Raw genomic sequence first — 17,184 nt, forward strand, 5'->3', positions numbered from 1 at the left:
CCCATGAGTGCCATCGACCTCTACGACCGCCCCTCGGCCGATTTCGACACCAAGGTGCAGCGCGCCATTGCACTGCTGCAGGCGCAGGCCGCGCTGCACCCGCGGCTGACCCAGGCATCCAGCCTGGGCGCCGAAGACATGGTGGTCACGCACCTGATCCACCTGGCCGGCATCGAGGCCAGCGTGTTCGTGCTCGACACCGGCAAGCTGCACGCCGAAACCCTGGCGCTGATCCCGCGGATCGAGCAGCGCTACGCCACCGCCGTGCGCGTGTTCCGCCCGCAGCACGAAGCCGTGGTGCACTTCGTGCGCCAGAACGGCGACGACGCGATGTACCGCAGCATCGAGCTGCGCAAGGCCTGCTGCGACGTGCGCAAGATGGAGCCGCTGGCGCGCGCCCTCGACGGCCACGACGGCTGGATCACCGGCCTGCGCCGCGAGCAGTCGAACGCACGCGCCGACGTGGGCGAGGTGGTGCAGGAGCCCGCGCGCGTGAAGCTCAACCCCCTGGTCGACTGGACCTGGGGCGATGTGTGGCATTTCATCGCCACGCACCAGTTGCCCTACAACGAACTGCACGACCGCTTCTTCCCCAGCATCGGCTGCGAGCCCTGCACCCGCGCCATCAGCGTCGGCGAGGACTTCCGCGCCGGCCGCTGGTGGTGGGAGCAGGAAAGCGCCAAGGAATGCGGCCTGCATGTGCAAGCCGCCGTGTCCTCTCTTGATCGGACCCCCGCATGAACGCCCGCACCGAACCCGCCGTGGTCGAAACCGCCCTTTTGCACGATTCGCACGATTCGCACGAGATGCAGGCCTCGGCCCACCAGCTGAGCAACGCCCACCTCGACGCGCTCGAAGAGGAAACCATCTTCATCCTGCGCGAAGTGGCCGGCGCCTTCGAACGCCCCGCGCTGCTGTTCTCGGGCGGCAAAGACTCGCTGGTGATGCTCAAGTGCGCCGAGAAGGCCTTTGGCGCGGGCCGCATCCCCTACCCGCTGCTGATGATCGACACCGGCCACAACTTCCCCGAGGTGACCGACTTCCGCGACCAGCGCGCCCAGGAGCTGGGCGCCGAGCTGATCGTGCGCAGCGTGGAAGACTCGATGAAGCGCGGCACGGTGCGCCTGGCCCACCCGGGCGAGAGCCGCAACGTGCACCAGTCGGTCACGCTGCTCGAAGCGATCGAGGAATTCCGCTTCGACGCGCTGATCGGCGGCGCGCGCCGCGACGAGGAAAAGGCGCGCGCCAAGGAGCGCATCTTTTCGCACCGCGACAGCTTCGGCCAGTGGCAGCCCAAGGCCCAGCGCCCCGAGCTCTGGACCCTGTTCAACACCCGGCTGCACAGCGGCGAGCACTTCCGCGTGTTCCCCATCAGCAACTGGACCGAGCTCGACGTGTGGCAGTACATCGCGCGCGAAAACATCGCCCTGCCCTCGATCTACTACACGCACCGCCGCGAAGTGGTGGACCGCCGCGGCCTGCTCGTGCCGGTGACCGAACTCACCCCGCCGCGCGAGGGCGAGCGGGTGGAGCTGCGCGACGTGCGTTTCCGCACCGTGGGTGACATCACCTGCACCTGCCCGGTGGAGAGCACCGCCGCGACGCCCCAGGACATCGTGATCGAGACCCTGGCCGCCGAGGTCAGCGAGCGCGGCGCCACGCGCATGGACGACAAGACCAGCGACGCCTCGATGGAGCGCCGCAAGAAAGAGGGCTACTTCTGATGAGCACCGCCACCGCCACCCCCGTCGCCGAAGACACCCGCGCCGCGCTGCGCCTGATCACCTGCGGCAGCGTCGACGACGGCAAGAGCACCCTGATCGGCCGCCTGCTGGTGGACAGCAAGGCCGTGCTGCAGGACCACCTGGCCGGCGTGCAGCGCCAGGGCCAGACCGACCTCGCCCTGCTCACCGACGGCCTGTCGGCCGAGCGCGAGCAAGGCATCACCATCGACGTGGCCTACCGCTACTTCAGCACCGAGGCGCGCAAGTTCATCATCGGCGACGCCCCCGGCCACGAGCAGTACACGCGCAACATGGTCACGGCCGCGAGCAGCGCCGACGCCGCGGTGGTGCTGGTCGACGCCACCAAGCTCGACTGGCGCAACCCCGCGCTCGCGCTGCTGCCGCAGACGCGCCGCCACAGCCTGCTGCTCAAGCTGCTGCGCGTGCCCTCCGTGGTGTTCGCGGTGAACAAGCTCGACGCCGTGGAAGACAGCGCCCTGGCCTTCGCGCACATCGGTGCCGCGTTGCGCGCCTTCGCCGTGCAGGCCGAACTCGCCTTCAAGGCCGTGGTGCCGGTGTCGGCCCTCAAGGGCTGGAACGTGGTCGACGGCCCCGAGGCCGCCGGCTGGTGCGGCTACCAGGGCCCTACGCTGCTCGAACTGCTCGAACAGCTGCCCGTGACCGCGCCCGACGCCGCGCTGCCGCTGGCCTTTCCGGTGCAGTGGGTGGAGAAGTTCTCGTCCTCGTCGGACACCTCGCAGGGCCGCCGCGTGTTCTGGGGCCGCGTGGCCGCGGGCACGCTCGCCGCGGGCCAGCGCGTGCGCGTGGCGCCCCACGGCCAGACCGCCGTCGTGGCCCAGGTGCTCGACCACGTGCGCCAGCCCGGCACCGTGGCCGCGGGCCACAGCGCGGGCATCGTGCTCGACCGCGAGCTCGACGTCTCGCGCGGCGACTGGCTGCTGGCCGTGGACGAGGCCGGCGAGTCGCTCGCGCCGCAGCGCGAGATCGCCGCCACCCTGGCCTGGCTCGACGACGAGCCCCTGCTGCCCGGCCGCACCTACTGGGCGCTGCACGGGCACCGCTGGGTCAAGGCCAAGGTCAAGCGCATCGTGCACCAGCTCGACATCCACACCCTGGCCGAGCACGACGCCACCGAGCTGCCGCCCAACGCCATCGGCCACGTGGAGCTCGCGCTGCAGGAGCCGCTCGCGGTGCAGCCCTTCGTGCGCTCGCGCGCCCTCGGTGCGCTGGTGCTCGTGGACACCGCCAGCCACCGCACGGCCGCCGCGGTGCTGGTGCGCTGAGCCCGCCGTAAAATCGCTGTTTTCCGAATTCCCGCCCACCCCACCATGACCCACGTCGTCACCGAAGCCTGCATCCGCTGCAAATACACCGACTGCGTCGATGTCTGCCCCGTGGACTGCTTCCGCGAAGGTCCGAACTTCCTCACGATCGACCCCGACGAGTGCATCGATTGCGCGGTCTGCATCCCCGAGTGCCCGGTGAGCGCGATTTACGCGGAAGAAGACCTGCCCAAGGACCAGCTTCACATGACCGAGCTCAACGCCGAGCTCGCCAAGCTGCCCACCTGGAAGAGCATCACCAAGCGCAAGGCCCCGCTGCCCGACGCCGAGGAGTGGAAAGACCGCACCGGCAAACTCGGCGAGCTGATCCGCTGAGATGTCCGACATTGCGCCGATCGAAACCGATGCCCTGGTGATCGGCGCCGGCCCGGCAGGCCTGTGGCAGGTGTTCCAGCTCGGCCTGCAGGGCATCGCGGCGCAGGTGATCGACGCCTTGCCGCACCTGGGTGGCCAGCTCGCCGAGCTCTACCCCGACAAACCGATCTACGACATCCCCGGCCTGCCGGTCTGCACCGGCCGTGAGCTGGTGCAGCGCCTGCAGCAGCAGGTGCGGCCGTTCGCGCCCACCCTGCACCTGGGACAGTCGGTGACCACGCTGCAGCGCGAGGCCGACCAGCGCTGGCGCGTGGGCAGCAGCGCCGGCACCACCTTCCTCGCGCGCACCGTGTTCATCGCCGCGGGCGTGGGCGCGTTCCAGCCCAAACGCCTCAAGCTCGAAGGCATCGAGGCCTTCGAGCCCGCCCAGGTGCAGCACCGCCTCGACGACCCCGCGGCCTTCGCGGGCCGGCACGTGGTGGTGCACGGCGGCGACGACCTCGCGATCGATTGGGCCCTGCGCCTGCTCGACAGCCCCGCCCCGCCCGCGCGCCTGAGCCTGCTGCACCGCCGCGAGGTGCTGGGCTCGGACGACCCGGCCGCGCTCGAACGCGTGCAGGCCGCGATCGCCGCAGGCCGCATCGCGCTCGTGGTGGGCCAGCCCACGGGCCTGCGCGCCCAGGCCGGGCGGCTGCAGGCGCTCGAGCTGCTCGACCCGCAAGGCCAGCCGCAAACCCTGGCGCTCGACCACCTGCTGGTGGCGCTGGGCCTGTCGCCCCGCCTGGGCCCGGTGGCCGACTGGGGCCTGGCGATGGAGCGCAAGCAGCTCGTGGTCCAGCCCGAGAGCTGCGAAACCAGCGAGGCGGGCCTGTTCGCGGTGGGCGACATCAACACCTACCCGGGCAAGAAGAAGCTGATCCTCTGCGGCTTCCACGAGGCCACACTCGCGGCCTTCGCCGCGGCCGCGCAGCTGCGCCCCGACGAGCGCCTGCCGCTGCAGTACACCACCACAAGCCCCAGGCTCAAACGGCTGCTGGGCGTCGCTCCGGGCTAGGGCCCGATACAATCCGCGCGCGTTTTCACCAACGCATCCGCTAGGGGTGTTGTGGCCTTCGCCGGCCGCGACTGAGAGAGTCCCTTCGAACCTGATTGAGGTAATCCTCGCGCAGGGAAGCAGCAGCGAAGCAGCCACCGCACGCCGTGCGGCCCCGGCCGCCCGCCACGCCCACCTGCCATGGACCGTCACCGGACCCACCACATGGCAACGCACAACCGATTCCGTCTGCTCCCCGTGGCCCTCGCGGCCGCGCTGTGCGCCACCGCGCACGCCCAGCCCGCCCAGCCCGCCCCGCGCGCCGACACCACGCTCGCGCCCGTCACCATCCGCAGCGCCGCGCAAGACGCCACGGCCGACGTCACCGGCTTCGGCGACCAGCCGCTGTCGTCGACCCCGGTGAGCGCCACCGTGGTCGGCAGCGATGCCATCGCCGACAGCGGCGCGCGCACGCTGCGCGACCTCTACCGCTTCGACAGCTCGGTGGGCGACGCCTACAACGCCGCGGGCTACTACGACTACGCGAGCGTGCGCGGCTTCGTGCTCGACCCGAGCTACAACTACCGCCGCGACGGCCTGCCCATCAGTGCCGAAACCAGCCTCTCGCTCGAACACCTCGAGCGTGTGGAACTGCTCAAGGGCACCAGCGGCATTCAGGCTGGCACCAGCGCGCCCGGCGGCCTGTTCAACGCCGTGGTCAAGCGCCCCACCAACGAGCCGCTGCGCCGCTTGCGCGCCGAGGTCAACAGCAACGGCAATGCGCTCACCCACCTCGACCTGGGCGGCCGGCTCGCCGAAGGCGACTTCGGCTACCGCCTCAACCTCGCGGGCGAACGGCTCAAGGGCGAGGCGCGCGGCACCGAGGGCTGGCGCGGCCTGGCCGCGCTCGCGGTCGACGCGCGCCTCTCGCGCGACAGCCTGCTCGAAGCCGAGTTCGAACTCTCGCGCCGCCGCCAGCCCAGCGTGCCGGGCCTGAGCCTGCTCGGCAACGCGCTGCCGCCGGCCGACCCCAAGATCAACATCAACACCCAGCCCTGGAGCCAGCCAGTGGACTTCCGCAACTTCAGCGGCAGCCTGCGCTACACCCAGGCCATCGACGCGCGCTGGAATTGGCAGGCCCAGCTCGGCACGCAGCGCCTGCGCACCGACGACTTCCTCGCCTACCCGTTCGGCTGCTTCGACGCCGGCAGCGGCACCTACTATGCCGACCGCTACTGCCCCAACGGCGACTTCGATCTCTACGACTTCCGCAGCCTCAACGAGAAGCGCAACACCACCGCCGCGCAGTGGCGCATCAACGGCCAGTTCGAGACCGGCGCCGTGGGCCACAAGCTCTCGGCCGGCGTGCTCACCAGCCGGCTGCGTGTGCGCGGCCAGCCTCAGGCCGACAACAACGCCGCCGTGGGCACGGGCAACCTTTTCACGCTGCCCACGCTGCCCGCCGACCCGAGCTTCACCGACCCCTTCACCAACCGCACCGAACGCAGCACCGAGTTCTTCGCCACCGACGTGATCCAGTGGACGCCCGCGCTGCAGACCTGGCTGGGCCTGCGCCACACGCGCCTGGACCGCCAGAGCGTGCGCACCGACGGCAGCCGCGCCACTGACTACAGCCAGGACTTCACCACGCCCTGGCTCGCCATGAGCGTGAAGCTCAGCCCCGTGCACACGGCCTACGCGAGCTGGGGCCAGGGCGTGGAGTCGGAGGTGGTGGCGGGCCGCGCGCGCTACACCAACAACGGCGAGGCCCTGCCCGCGCTCAAGAGCGACCAGTGGGAGATCGGCGTCAAGGCCGACGACGGCCGCTCGCGCTGGCACGCCACGCTGTTCAATGTGGCGCGTCCGGTGTCGGCCGACCGCCTCAACACCGGCGCCAGCTGCAGCGACAGCACGCCGGGCTCGTGCACGCGCGTGATCGATGGCGAAGCGCGCCACCGCGGCCTCGAACTCGGGGGCGGCCGCCGCAGCGGTGCGTGGTCGTACGACACCAGCGTGACCTGGATCGACGCCGAGCGCCGCGACTCGGTGCTCACGCCCGCGCTCAACGGCAAGCGCCCCACCAACGTGCCGCAATGGGTGCTGCGCGCCAACCTCGGCTACAGCGTGGCCGCGGTGCCGGGCCTGCGCCTGGGCGCGCACCTCTCGCACGAAGGCAACCGCACGGTGCTGCCCGACGAGTCGATCAAGATCCCGTCGTGGACGCGTGTGGACGCCTCGCTGCGCTACGACACGCGCCTCATGAACCGACCCACCACCTGGACCGTGGCGATCCACAACCTGTTCGACCGCCGCTACTTCCAGGAATCGCCCTACCAGTACGAACACGTCTACCTGTTCCCCGGCGCCTCGCGCACCCTGCGCGTGGCGATGGACACCGCTTTCTGACAAGTTCGTGCGAGCGGACTCGAAAACGGCCCAAAATGACGCTATACTCTGAGGCTGTTCCCTGATAGCTCAGTCGGTAGAGCGACGGACTGTTAATCCGCAGGTCCCTGGTTCGAGTCCAGGTCGGGGAGCCACCCAACACACAGCAAAGGCCTTCATCCGAAGGCCTTTGTCGTTTCTGGAATCCGAGCCATCCGGCACGGCTCTGTCTCCCATGCGCACCCTGCTCCGCCTCGGCTTCTGGCTCAGCCTCAGCGTGCTGACCATCGCTTCGCTGGTCCCCGTGCAACTGCTGCCCCAGCAGGTCATGAGCATTTGGGACAAGGCCCAGCACGCGCTGGGCTTTGCGTGGCTCGCGGCGCTCGGGCTGCTCGCGTATCCGCGGCTCGTGTGGCCGCTGGCGGCCGGGCTCGTGCTCTGGGGCGGCGCGATCGAGCTCATGCAGTGGGGCACCGGCTGGCGCTATGGCGAATGGATCGACTGGCTGGCCGACGTGATCGGCATCACAGCGGCGTTGCTCGTGTGGCACTGCCTGCCCTCACGCTGGACGGGTCGCGCTTGATGCGCGGCGGGCGCTGCGCACAATAGCGCCATGACCCAGACGCCCCCCACCAGACCGCTGCCCTGGCTGGAGCCGGGGGAGCCGTTTCCGCCGGTGGAACAGGCCTGGGGCCCCAGCGATCCCGCACCCGGCCTGCTGGCCGCCGGTGGTGTGCTGGATGTGCCCACGCTGCAGGCCGCCTACGCGCGCGGCATCTTTCCCTGGTACAGCTCGGGCCAGCCCATTCTGTGGTGGAGCACCGACCCGCGCATGGTGCTCGAGCCCGCGCGCTTCAGGCTGCACCGCTCGCTGCGCAAGACCTTGCAGAAGCTGCTGCGCGAGCAGCGGCTCGAGGTGCGCTTCGACCACGACTTCCTGCGCGTGATCCAGGCCTGCGCCCAGACGCCGCGCGAGGGCCAGAGCGGCACCTGGATCCTGCCGGCCATGGTGCAGGCCTACACCCGCCTGCACCGCGCAGGCACGGCCCATTGCGTGGAAACCTGGATCGACGGCGAGCTGTGCGGCGGGCTGTACGCGGTCAACCTCGGCGGCATGGTGTTCGGCGAATCCATGTTCAGCCGCCGCAGCGACGCGTCCAAGATCGCGCTCGCGGCGCTGGTGGCGTTTTGCCGCGCGCACGGCATCACGCTGATCGACTGCCAGCAGGACACGGCCCACCTGGCCTCGCTCGGCGGGCGCCTGATGCCGCGCGACGCCTTCGTCCAGCACGTGCGTCTGGCATTGCTGCAGCCCGCCCCGCACTGGGAATTCAGCCCCCTATACTGGCGCGAAATCCTCACCTCTGACGACGGCGCGTGACGCACCCCAAGGAACTCCCGCTCCAGGCGCTGCAGTTTTACGCGACGGCGCCTTACCCGTGCAGCTACCTCGCGGGCCGGCAGGCGCGCTCCCAGGTGGCCACGCCCAGCCACCTCATCCACAACGACGCGTACTCGGACCTCGTCACGCACGGCTTCCGGCGCAGCGGCATGTTCACCTACCGGCCGTATTGCGACGGCTGCAACGCCTGCATCCCGCTGCGCGTGCCGGTGAACGGCTTCACGCCCAACCGCAGCCAGCGCCGCGCCCAGCGCCAGCACGCCGGTCTGATCACGCGCGTGCTCAAGCTGTGCTTCGTGCCCGAGCACTACCAGCTCTACCTGCGCTACCAGAACAGCCGCCACGCCGGCGGCGGCATGGACCACGACAGCGTCGACCAGTACACGCAGTTCCTGCTGCAAAGCCGCGTCAACTCGCGGCTCGTGGAGTTTCACGAACCCGACGCGAACGGCGAGCCGTCGCGCCTGGTCATGGTCTCGATCATCGACGTGCTCAACGACGGCCTGTCGGCCGTCTACACCTTCTACGAGCCCGAGGCGCGCGCGGCCTACGGCACCTACAGCGTGCTGTGGCAGATCGAGCAGGCGCGGGCCCTGGAGCTGCCGCACGTCTACCTGGGCTACTGGATCGAGCAGAGCCCGAAGATGGCCTACAAGGCCGGGTTCCGCCCGCACGAGCGGCTGGTGGACGGCCGCTGGAGACGCCTGGAAGACTGATCCGGGCCGCGTCGGCCACACGGGGTCGATTTCATCTCGTAAGATGGCGCTTGCACTCCCGATCATGATCAAGCGAACCGACACCCCCCCGTCAGCGCCCACCGTCCAGGTGCTCGAGCGCATGTTCAACCTGCTCGAGGTGCTCGCCTCGCGAGAGGAGCCGGTCTCCCTCAAGGAAATCAGCGAGAAGACCGGTCTGCACCCCTCGACCGCCCACCGCATCCTCAACGACCTCACGATCGGCCGCTTCGTCGACCGCCCCGAGGCCGGCAGCTACCGCCTGGGGATGCGACTGCTCGAGCTCGGCAACCTCGTGAAGGCGCGACTCAACGTGCGCGACGCGGCGCTGGGCCCGATGCGGGAGCTGCACAAGCAGATCCAGCAGCCGGTGAACCTGAGCGTGCGCCAGGGCGACGAAATCGTGTACGTGGAGCGCGCCTACAGCGAGCGATCGGGCATGCAGGTGGTTCGCGCCATCGGCGGCCGCGCGCCGCTGCACCTCACCTCCACCGGCAAGCTGTTCCTGGCCGACGACGACGCCGCGCGCGTGCGCGCCTACGCCACGCGCACCGGCCTCGCAGGCAATACGCGCAACAGCCTCACACAGTTGCCCGCGCTGGAGCGCGAGCTCGCGCAATGCCGCCAGACCGGTGTGGCGCGCGACAACGAAGAACTGGAGCTCGGCGTGCGCTGCATGGCCGCCGGCATTTACGACGACCAGCGCAAGCTCGTGGCGGGTTTGTCGATCTCGGCCCCGGCCGATCGCATCGACGAGGGCTGGCTGCCTCGGCTGCAGGCGACTGCGGCAGAAATCTCCGCCGCGCTCGGCCACCCGAGCGACCGCTTGCCGCGGCCCGGCGCGCGCTGATCAGCCCTGCGGGCGGGCGCGCTCGGTGGTGAGCACATCACCGCCGCGGTTCTCGACCCAGCGGCGCACGCGCTCGGCGTCCTGCAGGCGGCCGAGTTTGCCGGTGGCGTCGAGGAACACCATGATGAGCTGGCGGCCGGCCACGCGGGCCTGCATCACGAGGCAGCGGCCGGCCTCGGAGATGTAGCCGGTCTTCTGCAGGCCGATGTCCCAGTCGGGGCTCTTCACCAGGCGGTTCGAGTTGTTGTACTGCAGGGTGCGGCGGCCCACGTCGACTTCATAGCCGGGCGAGGTGGAGAGGTCGCGCAGCATCGGCCGCTCGTAGGCGGCCGACACCAGGGTGGCGAGGTCGCGCGCGCTCGAGCGGTTGTCGCTCGAGAGGCCCGTGGGCTCGACGTAGCGCGTGTCGTGCATGCCCAGCTGGGCCGCCTTGGCATTCATGAGGCGCACGAACTCGCGCATGCCGCCCGGGTAGGTGCGGCCCAGGGCATTGGCGGCGCGGTTCTCGCTCGACATCAGCGCCAGGTGCATCATTTCGCCGCGCGTGAGCGTGGTGCCCACGGCCAGGCGCGAGCCGCTGCCCTTGAGCGTGTCGATGTCGTCGCGCGTGATGGTGATGGGCTCGTTCATGTCGAGCTTCTCGTCCACCACGACGAGGCCCGTCATGAGCTTGGTGAGCGACGCGATGGGCAGCACCGCGTGGTCGTTCTTGGAGAACAGCACTTCCTGCGTCTGCTGGTCGATGACCAGCGCGACGTTCGAGTTGAAATCGAGGTGATCGGCGCTGTCGCGCAGGCCCATGCGCGGGGCCATGGACGGGGACGGTGCGGCGATGGCCGTTTGCATCACCGCGGCAGCGGGCTCGGCCTTGACGGCGCGCAGGTGGCTGCTGCTGACCTTGACCGCACCGGCCTTGGCCGTGGGCTGCATCACCTTGCTGCGACGCGCCTGCACGGGCGTCTTGGCGCGGGCCACGCTGACCTTGCGGGTGGCGGTCTTGCGCGAGGCCGCGGCGGTCTTGGCGGCGACGGGCTTTTTCACCGGCACCTTCTTGACCTGCGCTTTTTTGGTCTTGGCGTTGGTGGTCGAGGCCTGGGCAGCGGTGGGCAGCGTGGTGCCGCCCAGCACAGCCATGGCCATCACCAGGGCACACAGCGATTTCAGGGCATTCGAACGCAACAACATGACTCCACACTCCGGCTCAGACCAACGCTGGCGGGAGTATAGGGACGCCGAAAAAATTCAGCAATATCAAAAACTTGGAAGGTTGTCTTGAGCGATCGGAGGAAAAAGGCCACGCATACTGCCTTTTTCTGACCTTTTCGCCCGATGACCTTCCAAGTGCTTGATTTTCTTGAACTTAGCCCTGTGCCGCGACGCGGTCGGCCTTGCTGTGGAGTTTGTTCAGCGCGCTCAGGTAGGCCTTGGCCGAGGCCACCACGATGTCCGGGTCGGAACCCACGCCGTTGACCACGCGGCCACCGTGCTGCAGGCGCACCGTGACCTCGCCCTGGCTTTCGGTGGAGCCCGAGGTGATGGCGTTGACCGAGTACAGGAGCAGCTCGGCGCCGCTCTTGACGTGCTGCTCGATCGCCTTCAGTGAGGCATCGACCGGGCCGTTGCCATCGGCCTCACCGTGGAATTCCTTGCCGTCCACGGTGAACACCACGGCGGCGTGCGGGCGCTCGCCGGTTTCACTGCGCTGCGAGAGCGACACCAGGCCGTACTGCTCGCGCTCGGCCGTCACGCTCTCGTCGCTCACCAGCGCGAGGATGTCCTCGTCGAAGATCTCGGCCTTGCGGTCGGCCAGCTCCTTGAACTTGGCGAACGCGGTGTTGATCTCGGACTCCGACTCCATCTCGATGCCAAGCTCCTGCAGGCGCTGCTTGAAGGCGTTGCGGCCCGAGAGCTTGCCCAGCACGATCTTGTTCGCGGCCCAGCCCACGTCTTCGGCGCGCATGATCTCGTAGGTGTCGCGTGCCTTGAGCACGCCGTCCTGGTGGATGCCGCTGGCGTGGGCGAAGGCGTTGGCGCCCACCACGGCCTTGTTGGGCTGCACCACGAAGCCCGTGGTCTGGCTCACCATGCGGCTGGCGGGCACGATCTGCGTGGCGTCCACGCCCACGGTGAGGCCGAAGTAGTCGCGGCGCGTGCGCACCGCCATCACGATCTCTTCGAGCGAGCAGTTGCCCGCGCGCTCGCCCAGGCCATTGATGGTGCACTCCACCTGGCGCGCGCCGCCGATCTTCACGCCCGCGAGCGAGTTGGCCACGGCCATGCCCAGGTCGTTGTGGCAATGCACGCTCCAGATGGCCTTGTCGGAGTTGGGCACGCGCTCGCGCAGGGTGCGGATGAAGTTGCCATACAGCTCGGGCACCGCGTAGCCCACGGTGTCGGGAATGTTGAGCGTGGTCGCGCCCTCGTCGATCACGGCCTCGAGCACGCGGCACAGAAAGTCCACGTCGCTGCGGTAGCCGTCTTCGGGGCTGAACTCGATGTCGCCCACAAGGTTGCGCGCGAAGCGCACCGACTGCCGCGCCTGCTCGAGCACCTGCTCGGGCGTCATGCGCAGCTTCTTCTCCATGTGCAGCGCACTGGTGGCGATGAAGGTGTGGATGCGCGCCCGGTTCGCGCCCTTGAGCGCCTCGGCCGCACGCGAGATGTCGCGGTCGTTGGCGCGCGCGAGCGAACACACCGTGGAGTCCTTGATGGTGTCGGCGATCGCCTTCACCGACTCGAAGTCGCCGTTCGAGCTGGCGGCAAAACCGGCCTCGATCACGTCGACCTTGAGGCGCTCGAGCTGGCGCGCGATGCGCAGCTTTTCGTCCTTGGTCATCGAGGCGCCAGGCGATTGCTCGCCGTCGCGCAGGGTGGTGTCGAAGATGATCAGTTGTTCGCTCATGGTGGGGCTCCGGTGGGTCGCTCGGCGTTCAGGACGCGGCGTGTTCGATCGATGCGGATTGTGCTCGTGGGGCGGCGCGCCGCAGCCCCGAGACGATGGCTTTGAACGAGGCCGACACGATGTTGGTGTCGCGGCCGACGCCGAACACGGTGTGCTGCCCGTCCACGCGCAGCTCCATGTAGGCCATGGCCTGCGCCTGGGCGCCGGCGCCGATGGCGTGTTCATGGTAGTCGAGCACGCGCACATGGCGGCCCGTGGCGGCGTTGAGCGCGCTCACGAAGGCGTCGATGGGACCGTTGCCCTGCCCCTGCACGGGCATCACGCGGCCGTTCCAGTCGAGGTCTGCGGCCACGCGCACCTGGCCGTCGGCCTGCTCGGTGGTGCTCACATGGGCCGGCGCCGCGCTGGCCAGGCCGTATTCGCGTTCGAACAACTGCCACAGGTCACGCGCCACGAGCTCCTTGCCTTCGGTGTCCATCACGGCCTGCACCACCTGGCTGAACTCGATCTGCAGGCGCCGCGGCAGTTCAAGGCCGTACTCGGTTTCGAGCAGGTAGGCGATGCCGCCCTTGCCCGACTGGCTGTTCACGCGGATCACGGCCTCGTAGCTGCGGCCCAGGTCCTTGGGGTCGATGGGCAGGTAGGGCATGTTCCAGACGTCGTTGTCTTGCCGGGCCGCGAAGGCCTTCTTGATCGCGTCCTGGTGCGAACCCGAGAACGAGGTGTAGACCAGGTCGCCCACGTAGGGGTGGCGCGGGTGCACGGGCAACTGGTTGCAGTGCTCCACGGTGCGGCGGATCTCGTCGATGTCGGAGAAATCGAGCCCGGGCGACACGCCTTGCGTGTAGAGGTTGAGCGCCACGTTCACGATGTCGAGGTTGCCGGTGCGCTCGCCGTTGCCGAACAGGCAGCCCTCGAGGCGGTCGGCGCCGGCCATGAGCGCGAATTCGCCCGCGGCGGTGCCCGTGCCGCGGTCGTTGTGCGGGTGCACCGAGAGCACGATGGCGTCGCGCCGCGCCAGGTGGCGGTGCATCCACTCGATCATGTCGGCGAAGATGTTGGGCGTGCTGTGCTCCACCGTGGACGGCAGGTTCACGATGCACTTGTGTTCCGGCGTGGGCGCCCAGACCTCGGTCACCGCATCGACCACACGCTTGGAGAAGGCGAGCTCGGTGCCCGAGAACATTTCGGGTGAGTACTGGAAGGTCCAGCGCGTGCCCGGCTGCTCGGCAGCGAGCTGCTTGAACAGGCGCGCGTTGTCGGTGGCGAGCGCCACGATCGCGTCCTCGTCCATGCCGAGCACCACCCGGCGCATGATGGGTGCGGTGGCGTTGTAGAGGTGCACGATGGCGCTGCGCGCGCCCTGCAAGGCCTCGAAGGTGCGGCGGATCAGGGGCTCGCGGGCCTGGGTGAGCACCTGGATCGTCACATCCTCCGGGATCAGGTTTTCCTCGATCAGGCGGCGCACGAATTCGAATTCGATCTGCGAGGCCGAGGGGAAACCGACCTCGATCTCCTTGAAGCCGATCTTCACGAGCTGGCGGAACATGCGCAGCTTGCGTTCCACGTCCATGGGCTCGATCAGCGCCTGGTTGCCATCGCGCAGGTCGGTGCTCAGCCAGACCGGTGCTTTGCGGATGACGGCATCGGGCCAGGTGCGGTCCTTGAGGCCGACGGGCTGGAAGGCGGCGTACTTGCTTGCAGGTTGCTTGAGCATGGTGTGGACTCTCTCGGTTCGACAGAACCCGCAGCCCCAGAAACACGAACGGCCCGCTGCGGGTGCAAACGGGCCGTTTGGTGTGAATCGCTCGCGCGCTACCGCATCTGCCCGATCAGGACACCCAGTAGTAGCAGCGAAGCGGCTTGGGAAAACATGCGGTGCAATGTATCACAAGCCCATCAGGCACCCGATAGGGGTTGACGATGGGCGCGATCAGTCGTGCAGGCCGCGCTCGTCGGGCTCGTCGGTCGACGTGCTGATCACGCTCGTGGGCCGGCCCTTGGACTTGCGCCAGAAGTACACGCCATAACCCGAGAGGCCGTACACCACGAACAGCAGGAACAGCACGGTGGGCGGGTGGATGTTGATCACCGCGATCCCCAGCGCCACGAGCACCAGCGCCGCGAAGGGCACGCTCTTTTTCAGGCTCAGGTCCTTGAAGCTGTAGAAGGGCACGTTGGTCACCATGGTGAGTCCCGCGTAGAGCGTGAGGGCGAAGAGCACCCAGGTGACGTCCATGGGTGCCACACCGGTCTCCTGCATGAGCCAGATGAAACCCGCCACCAGTGCCGCGGCCGCGGGCGACGGCAGACCCTGGAAGAAGCGCTTGTCGACCACGCCGGTGTTCACGTTGAAACGCGCGAGGCGCAGCGCGGCGCAGGCGCAGTACACGAAGGCCGCGATCCAGCCCCAGCGGCCGAGGTCACGCAACGCCCATTCGTAGGCGATGAGCGCGGGCGCCGCGCCGAAGGACACCATGTCGGCCAGCGAGTCCATCTGTTCGCCGAAGGCGCTTTGCGTGTTCGTGAGCCGGGCCACGCGGCCGTCGAGGCTGTCGAGCACCATGGCCACGAAGATGCCCACGGTCGCGAGGTCGAAGCGCTCGTTCATGGCCATGACCACCGCATAGAAACCGCCGAAGAGCGCGGCCAGCGTGATCATGTTGGGCAGGAAGTAGATGCCCTTGGGCCGGCGCGGTGCGTCGGCAGTGCGTTCGATTTCGGTCTCGGTTCCGTCGTGCATGGGTGCAATGGGTCGCCGCGGCACAAGACGGCCGCCAGGGGCGCAGTGTACGTGCCACGCGCCCGAATGAAAAAGGCCGGGGCCACCTGCGCGGCCCCGGCCTTGCATCGCGCTGGCGCGCTCAGTTGCGCGTCTGGTCGACGAGCTTGTTCTTAGCGATCCAGGGCATCATGGCGCGCAGCTGGGCGCCCACCACCTCGATGCTGTGCGCGGCCGTGTTGCGCCGGCGCGCGGTCATGCTCGGGTAGCCGGTGCGGCCTTCGAGGATGAACATCTTGGCGTAGTCGCCGTTCTGGATGCGCTTGAGCGCGTTGCGCATGGCCGCGCGCGACTGCTCGTTGATCACCTCGGGGCCGGTCACGTACTCGCCGAACTCCGCGTTGTTGGAGATCGAGTAGTTCATGTTCGCAATGCCGCCTTCGTAGATCAGGTCCACGATGAGCTTGAGCTCGTGCAGGCACTCAAAGTAGGCCATCTCGGGCGCGTAGCCGGCTTCCACCAGCGTCTCGTAGCCCATCTTGATCAGCTCGACCGCGCCGCCGCACAGCACGGCCTGCTCGCCGAACAGGTCGGTCTCGGTCTCTTCCTTGAAGTTGGTCTCGATGATGCCGGCCTTGCCGCCGCCGTTGGCCATGGCGTAGCTCAGCGCCAGGTCGCGCGCCTTGCCCGTCTTGTCCTGGTGCACCGCCACCAGGTGCGGCACGCCGCCGCCCTGGGTGTAGGTGCTGCGCACGGTGTGGCCCGGGGCCTTGGGCGCGACCATCCACACGTCCAGGTCGGCGCGCGGCACCACCTGGTTGTAGTGCACGTTGAAGCCGTGCGCGAAGGCCAGCGAGGCGCCCTGCTTGATGTTGGGCTCGACGTTGTTCTTGTAGACCTCGGCGATCTGCTCGTCGGGCAGCAGGATCATCACCACGTCGGCGGCTTTCACCGCGTCGTTGACTTCCATCACCGTCAGGCCGGCCTTGCCCACCTTGTCCCACGAGGCCCCGCCCTTGCGCAGGCCCACCACCACCTTCACGCCGCTGTCGTTGAGGTTCTGCGCGTGCGCGTGGCCCTGGCTGCCGTAGCCGATGATCGCCACCGTCTTGCCCTTGATGAGGGACAGGTCGCAGTCCTTGTCGTAGAAAACTTTCATGCTTGCTCCGTTGAAAAATGGTTCGGGGTTCAGACGCGCAGGATTCTCTCGCCGCGGCCGATGCCGCTGGCACCGGTACGCACCGTCTCGAGGATGGCACTGCGGTCGATGGCTTCCAGGAAGGCGTCGTTCTTGCCCTGGTCGCCGGTGAGTTCGATGGTGTAGCTCTTGTCGGTCACGTCGATGATGCGGCCGCGGAAGATGTCGGCCATGCGCTTCATCTCTTCGCGTTCCTTGCCCACCGCGCGCACCTTCACCATCATGAGCTCGCGCTCGGTGTAGGCGCCCTCGGTGAGGTCGACCACCTTCACGACCTCGATGAGGCGGTTCAGGTGCTTGGTGATCTGCTCGATGACGTCGTCCGACCCGGTGGTCTGGATGGTCATGCGCGACAGGCTGGGGTCTTCGGTGGGCGCGACGGTGAGCGACTCGATGTTGTAGCCACGGGCCGAGAACAGGCCCACCACGCGGGAGAGTGCGCCGGGCTCGTTCTCGAGCAGCACGGCAATGATGTGCTTCATGACAGCTTCCTCTTTTCGCCGCCCTCCCCTGGCACCGGTAAGTGCCAGGCTTGGCGATCAATAGATTCGACTT

Annotated in this window: 16 protein-coding genes, 1 tRNA gene and 1 riboswitch; of the genes, 11 read left to right on the forward strand and 6 right to left on the reverse strand. The window is 68.5% G+C overall.

Going from position 1 to position 17,184, the window contains the following annotated elements:
- Positions 1-3: 3 nt before the first annotated feature.
- The 11 genes from G9Q37_RS08300 to G9Q37_RS08350 all read left to right on the forward strand — a co-directional run bounded on the left by G9Q37_RS08300 (position 4) and on the right by G9Q37_RS08350 (position 9,807).
- On the forward strand, positions 4-741 hold the full coding sequence (locus G9Q37_RS08300; protein WP_166226742.1) for a phosphoadenylyl-sulfate reductase: 738 nt from the start codon (positions 4-6) through the stop codon (positions 739-741).
- A complete protein-coding gene (cysD, locus tag G9Q37_RS08305; protein ID WP_166226743.1) occupies positions 738-1,724 on the forward strand; it encodes a sulfate adenylyltransferase subunit CysD in 987 nt (328 codons plus the stop codon). Before G9Q37_RS08300 ends, cysD begins: the two co-directional genes overlap by 4 nt.
- Entirely contained in the window at positions 1,724-3,028 is a 1,305-nt protein-coding gene (locus G9Q37_RS08310) for a sulfate adenylyltransferase subunit 1 (RefSeq protein WP_166226744.1), read from the forward strand. The genes cysD and G9Q37_RS08310 overlap by 1 nt, the downstream gene beginning before the upstream one ends.
- 45 nt (positions 3,029-3,073) lie before the next feature.
- Positions 3,074-3,403, forward strand: coding sequence for a ferredoxin FdxA (gene fdxA / locus G9Q37_RS08315; protein ID WP_166226745.1), 330 nt, complete (start codon positions 3,074-3,076; stop codon positions 3,401-3,403).
- Position 3,404: 1 nt separating this feature from the next.
- Entirely contained in the window at positions 3,405-4,457 is a 1,053-nt protein-coding gene (locus G9Q37_RS08320) for an NAD(P)/FAD-dependent oxidoreductase (RefSeq protein WP_166226746.1), read from the forward strand.
- Between the two features lie 32 nt (positions 4,458-4,489).
- Positions 4,490-4,592: riboswitch (TPP riboswitch) on the forward strand.
- A gap of 69 nt (positions 4,593-4,661) precedes the next feature.
- Positions 4,662-6,842 (forward strand): TonB-dependent siderophore receptor, encoded by a 2,181-nt coding sequence (locus G9Q37_RS08325; RefSeq protein ID WP_166226747.1) that lies wholly within the window; start codon positions 4,662-4,664, stop codon positions 6,840-6,842.
- A gap of 58 nt (positions 6,843-6,900) precedes the next feature.
- Positions 6,901-6,976, forward strand: a tRNA-Asn gene (locus G9Q37_RS08330).
- 80 nt (positions 6,977-7,056) lie between these two features.
- Entirely contained in the window at positions 7,057-7,404 is a 348-nt protein-coding gene (locus tag G9Q37_RS08335; RefSeq protein WP_166226748.1) for a VanZ family protein, read from the forward strand.
- Between the two features lie 30 nt (positions 7,405-7,434).
- On the forward strand, positions 7,435-8,202 hold the full coding sequence (gene aat / locus G9Q37_RS08340; RefSeq protein ID WP_166226749.1) for a leucyl/phenylalanyl-tRNA--protein transferase: 768 nt from the start codon (positions 7,435-7,437) through the stop codon (positions 8,200-8,202).
- Complete coding sequence (locus G9Q37_RS08345) at positions 8,199-8,939, forward strand: arginyltransferase (RefSeq protein WP_166226750.1); 741 nt, start codon at positions 8,199-8,201, stop codon at positions 8,937-8,939. The genes aat and G9Q37_RS08345 overlap by 4 nt, the downstream gene beginning before the upstream one ends.
- Positions 8,940-9,003: 64 nt before the next feature.
- Positions 9,004-9,807: an IclR family transcriptional regulator gene (locus G9Q37_RS08350; protein ID WP_166226751.1), complete on the forward strand. Its 804-nt coding sequence runs from the start codon at positions 9,004-9,006 to the stop codon at positions 9,805-9,807.
- Here G9Q37_RS08350 and G9Q37_RS08355 read toward each other — a convergent pair whose 3' ends face one another.
- The 6 genes from G9Q37_RS08355 to ilvN all read right to left on the reverse strand — a co-directional run bounded on the left by G9Q37_RS08355 (position 9,808) and on the right by ilvN (position 17,111).
- Entirely contained in the window at positions 9,808-10,992 is a 1,185-nt protein-coding gene (locus tag G9Q37_RS08355; protein ID WP_166226752.1) for a serine hydrolase, read from the reverse strand. It abuts the gene before it with no gap.
- A 175-nt stretch (positions 10,993-11,167) separates the two neighbouring features.
- Positions 11,168-12,709, reverse strand: a complete 1,542-nt coding sequence (locus G9Q37_RS08360; protein ID WP_166226753.1) for a 2-isopropylmalate synthase — start codon at positions 12,707-12,709, stop codon at positions 11,168-11,170.
- A 28-nt stretch (positions 12,710-12,737) separates the two neighbouring features.
- A complete protein-coding gene (gene leuA, locus G9Q37_RS08365) occupies positions 12,738-14,426 on the reverse strand; it encodes a 2-isopropylmalate synthase (protein WP_166226754.1) in 1,689 nt (562 codons plus the stop codon).
- Between the two features lie 216 nt (positions 14,427-14,642).
- Positions 14,643-15,452 carry a CDP-diacylglycerol--serine O-phosphatidyltransferase gene (gene pssA / locus G9Q37_RS08370; protein ID WP_166226755.1) on the reverse strand — a complete coding sequence of 270 codons (810 nt, stop codon included), beginning with the start codon at positions 15,450-15,452 and terminating at the stop codon, positions 14,643-14,645.
- A 121-nt stretch (positions 15,453-15,573) separates the two neighbouring features.
- Positions 15,574-16,590: a ketol-acid reductoisomerase gene (ilvC, locus tag G9Q37_RS08375; RefSeq protein ID WP_166224748.1), complete on the reverse strand. Its 1,017-nt coding sequence runs from the start codon at positions 16,588-16,590 to the stop codon at positions 15,574-15,576.
- A 29-nt stretch (positions 16,591-16,619) separates the two neighbouring features.
- Complete coding sequence (ilvN, locus tag G9Q37_RS08380) at positions 16,620-17,111, reverse strand: acetolactate synthase small subunit (RefSeq protein WP_166226756.1); 492 nt, start codon at positions 17,109-17,111, stop codon at positions 16,620-16,622.
- Positions 17,112-17,184 lie beyond the last annotated feature (73 nt).

This window comes from Hydrogenophaga crocea (genome assembly GCF_011388215.1).
Taxonomy (GTDB): Bacteria; Pseudomonadota; Gammaproteobacteria; order Burkholderiales; family Burkholderiaceae_C; genus Hydrogenophaga; species Hydrogenophaga crocea.

Excerpts from the sequence above, each read along its gene's own strand:
- cysD (WP_166226743.1), top strand. The coding sequence starts at position 738 with ATGAACGCCCGCACCGAACCCGCCGTGGTCGAAACCGCCCTTTTGCAC.
- G9Q37_RS08350 (WP_166226751.1), top strand. The coding sequence starts at position 9,004 with ATGATCAAGCGAACCGACACCCCCCCGTCAGCGCCCACCGTCCAGGTG.
- G9Q37_RS08310 (WP_166226744.1), top strand. The coding sequence starts at position 1,724 with ATGAGCACCGCCACCGCCACCCCCGTCGCCGAAGACACCCGCGCCGCG.
- aat (WP_166226749.1), top strand. The coding sequence starts at position 7,435 with ATGACCCAGACGCCCCCCACCAGACCGCTGCCCTGGCTGGAGCCGGGG.
- fdxA (WP_166226745.1), top strand. The coding sequence starts at position 3,074 with ATGACCCACGTCGTCACCGAAGCCTGCATCCGCTGCAAATACACCGAC.
- G9Q37_RS08355 (WP_166226752.1), bottom strand. The coding sequence starts at position 10,992 with ATGTTGTTGCGTTCGAATGCCCTGAAATCGCTGTGTGCCCTGGTGATG.
- G9Q37_RS08335 (WP_166226748.1), top strand. The coding sequence starts at position 7,057 with ATGCGCACCCTGCTCCGCCTCGGCTTCTGGCTCAGCCTCAGCGTGCTG.
- G9Q37_RS08325 (WP_166226747.1), top strand. The coding sequence starts at position 4,662 with ATGGCAACGCACAACCGATTCCGTCTGCTCCCCGTGGCCCTCGCGGCC.
- ilvN (WP_166226756.1), bottom strand. The coding sequence starts at position 17,111 with ATGAAGCACATCATTGCCGTGCTGCTCGAGAACGAGCCCGGCGCACTC.
- G9Q37_RS08320 (WP_166226746.1), top strand. The coding sequence starts at position 3,405 with ATGTCCGACATTGCGCCGATCGAAACCGATGCCCTGGTGATCGGCGCC.
- ilvC (WP_166224748.1), bottom strand. The coding sequence starts at position 16,590 with ATGAAAGTTTTCTACGACAAGGACTGCGACCTGTCCCTCATCAAGGGC.
- G9Q37_RS08300 (WP_166226742.1), top strand. The coding sequence starts at position 4 with ATGAGTGCCATCGACCTCTACGACCGCCCCTCGGCCGATTTCGACACC.
- pssA (WP_166226755.1), bottom strand. The coding sequence starts at position 15,452 with ATGCACGACGGAACCGAGACCGAAATCGAACGCACTGCCGACGCACCG.
- leuA (WP_166226754.1), bottom strand. The coding sequence starts at position 14,426 with ATGCTCAAGCAACCTGCAAGCAAGTACGCCGCCTTCCAGCCCGTCGGC.
- G9Q37_RS08360 (WP_166226753.1), bottom strand. The coding sequence starts at position 12,709 with ATGAGCGAACAACTGATCATCTTCGACACCACCCTGCGCGACGGCGAG.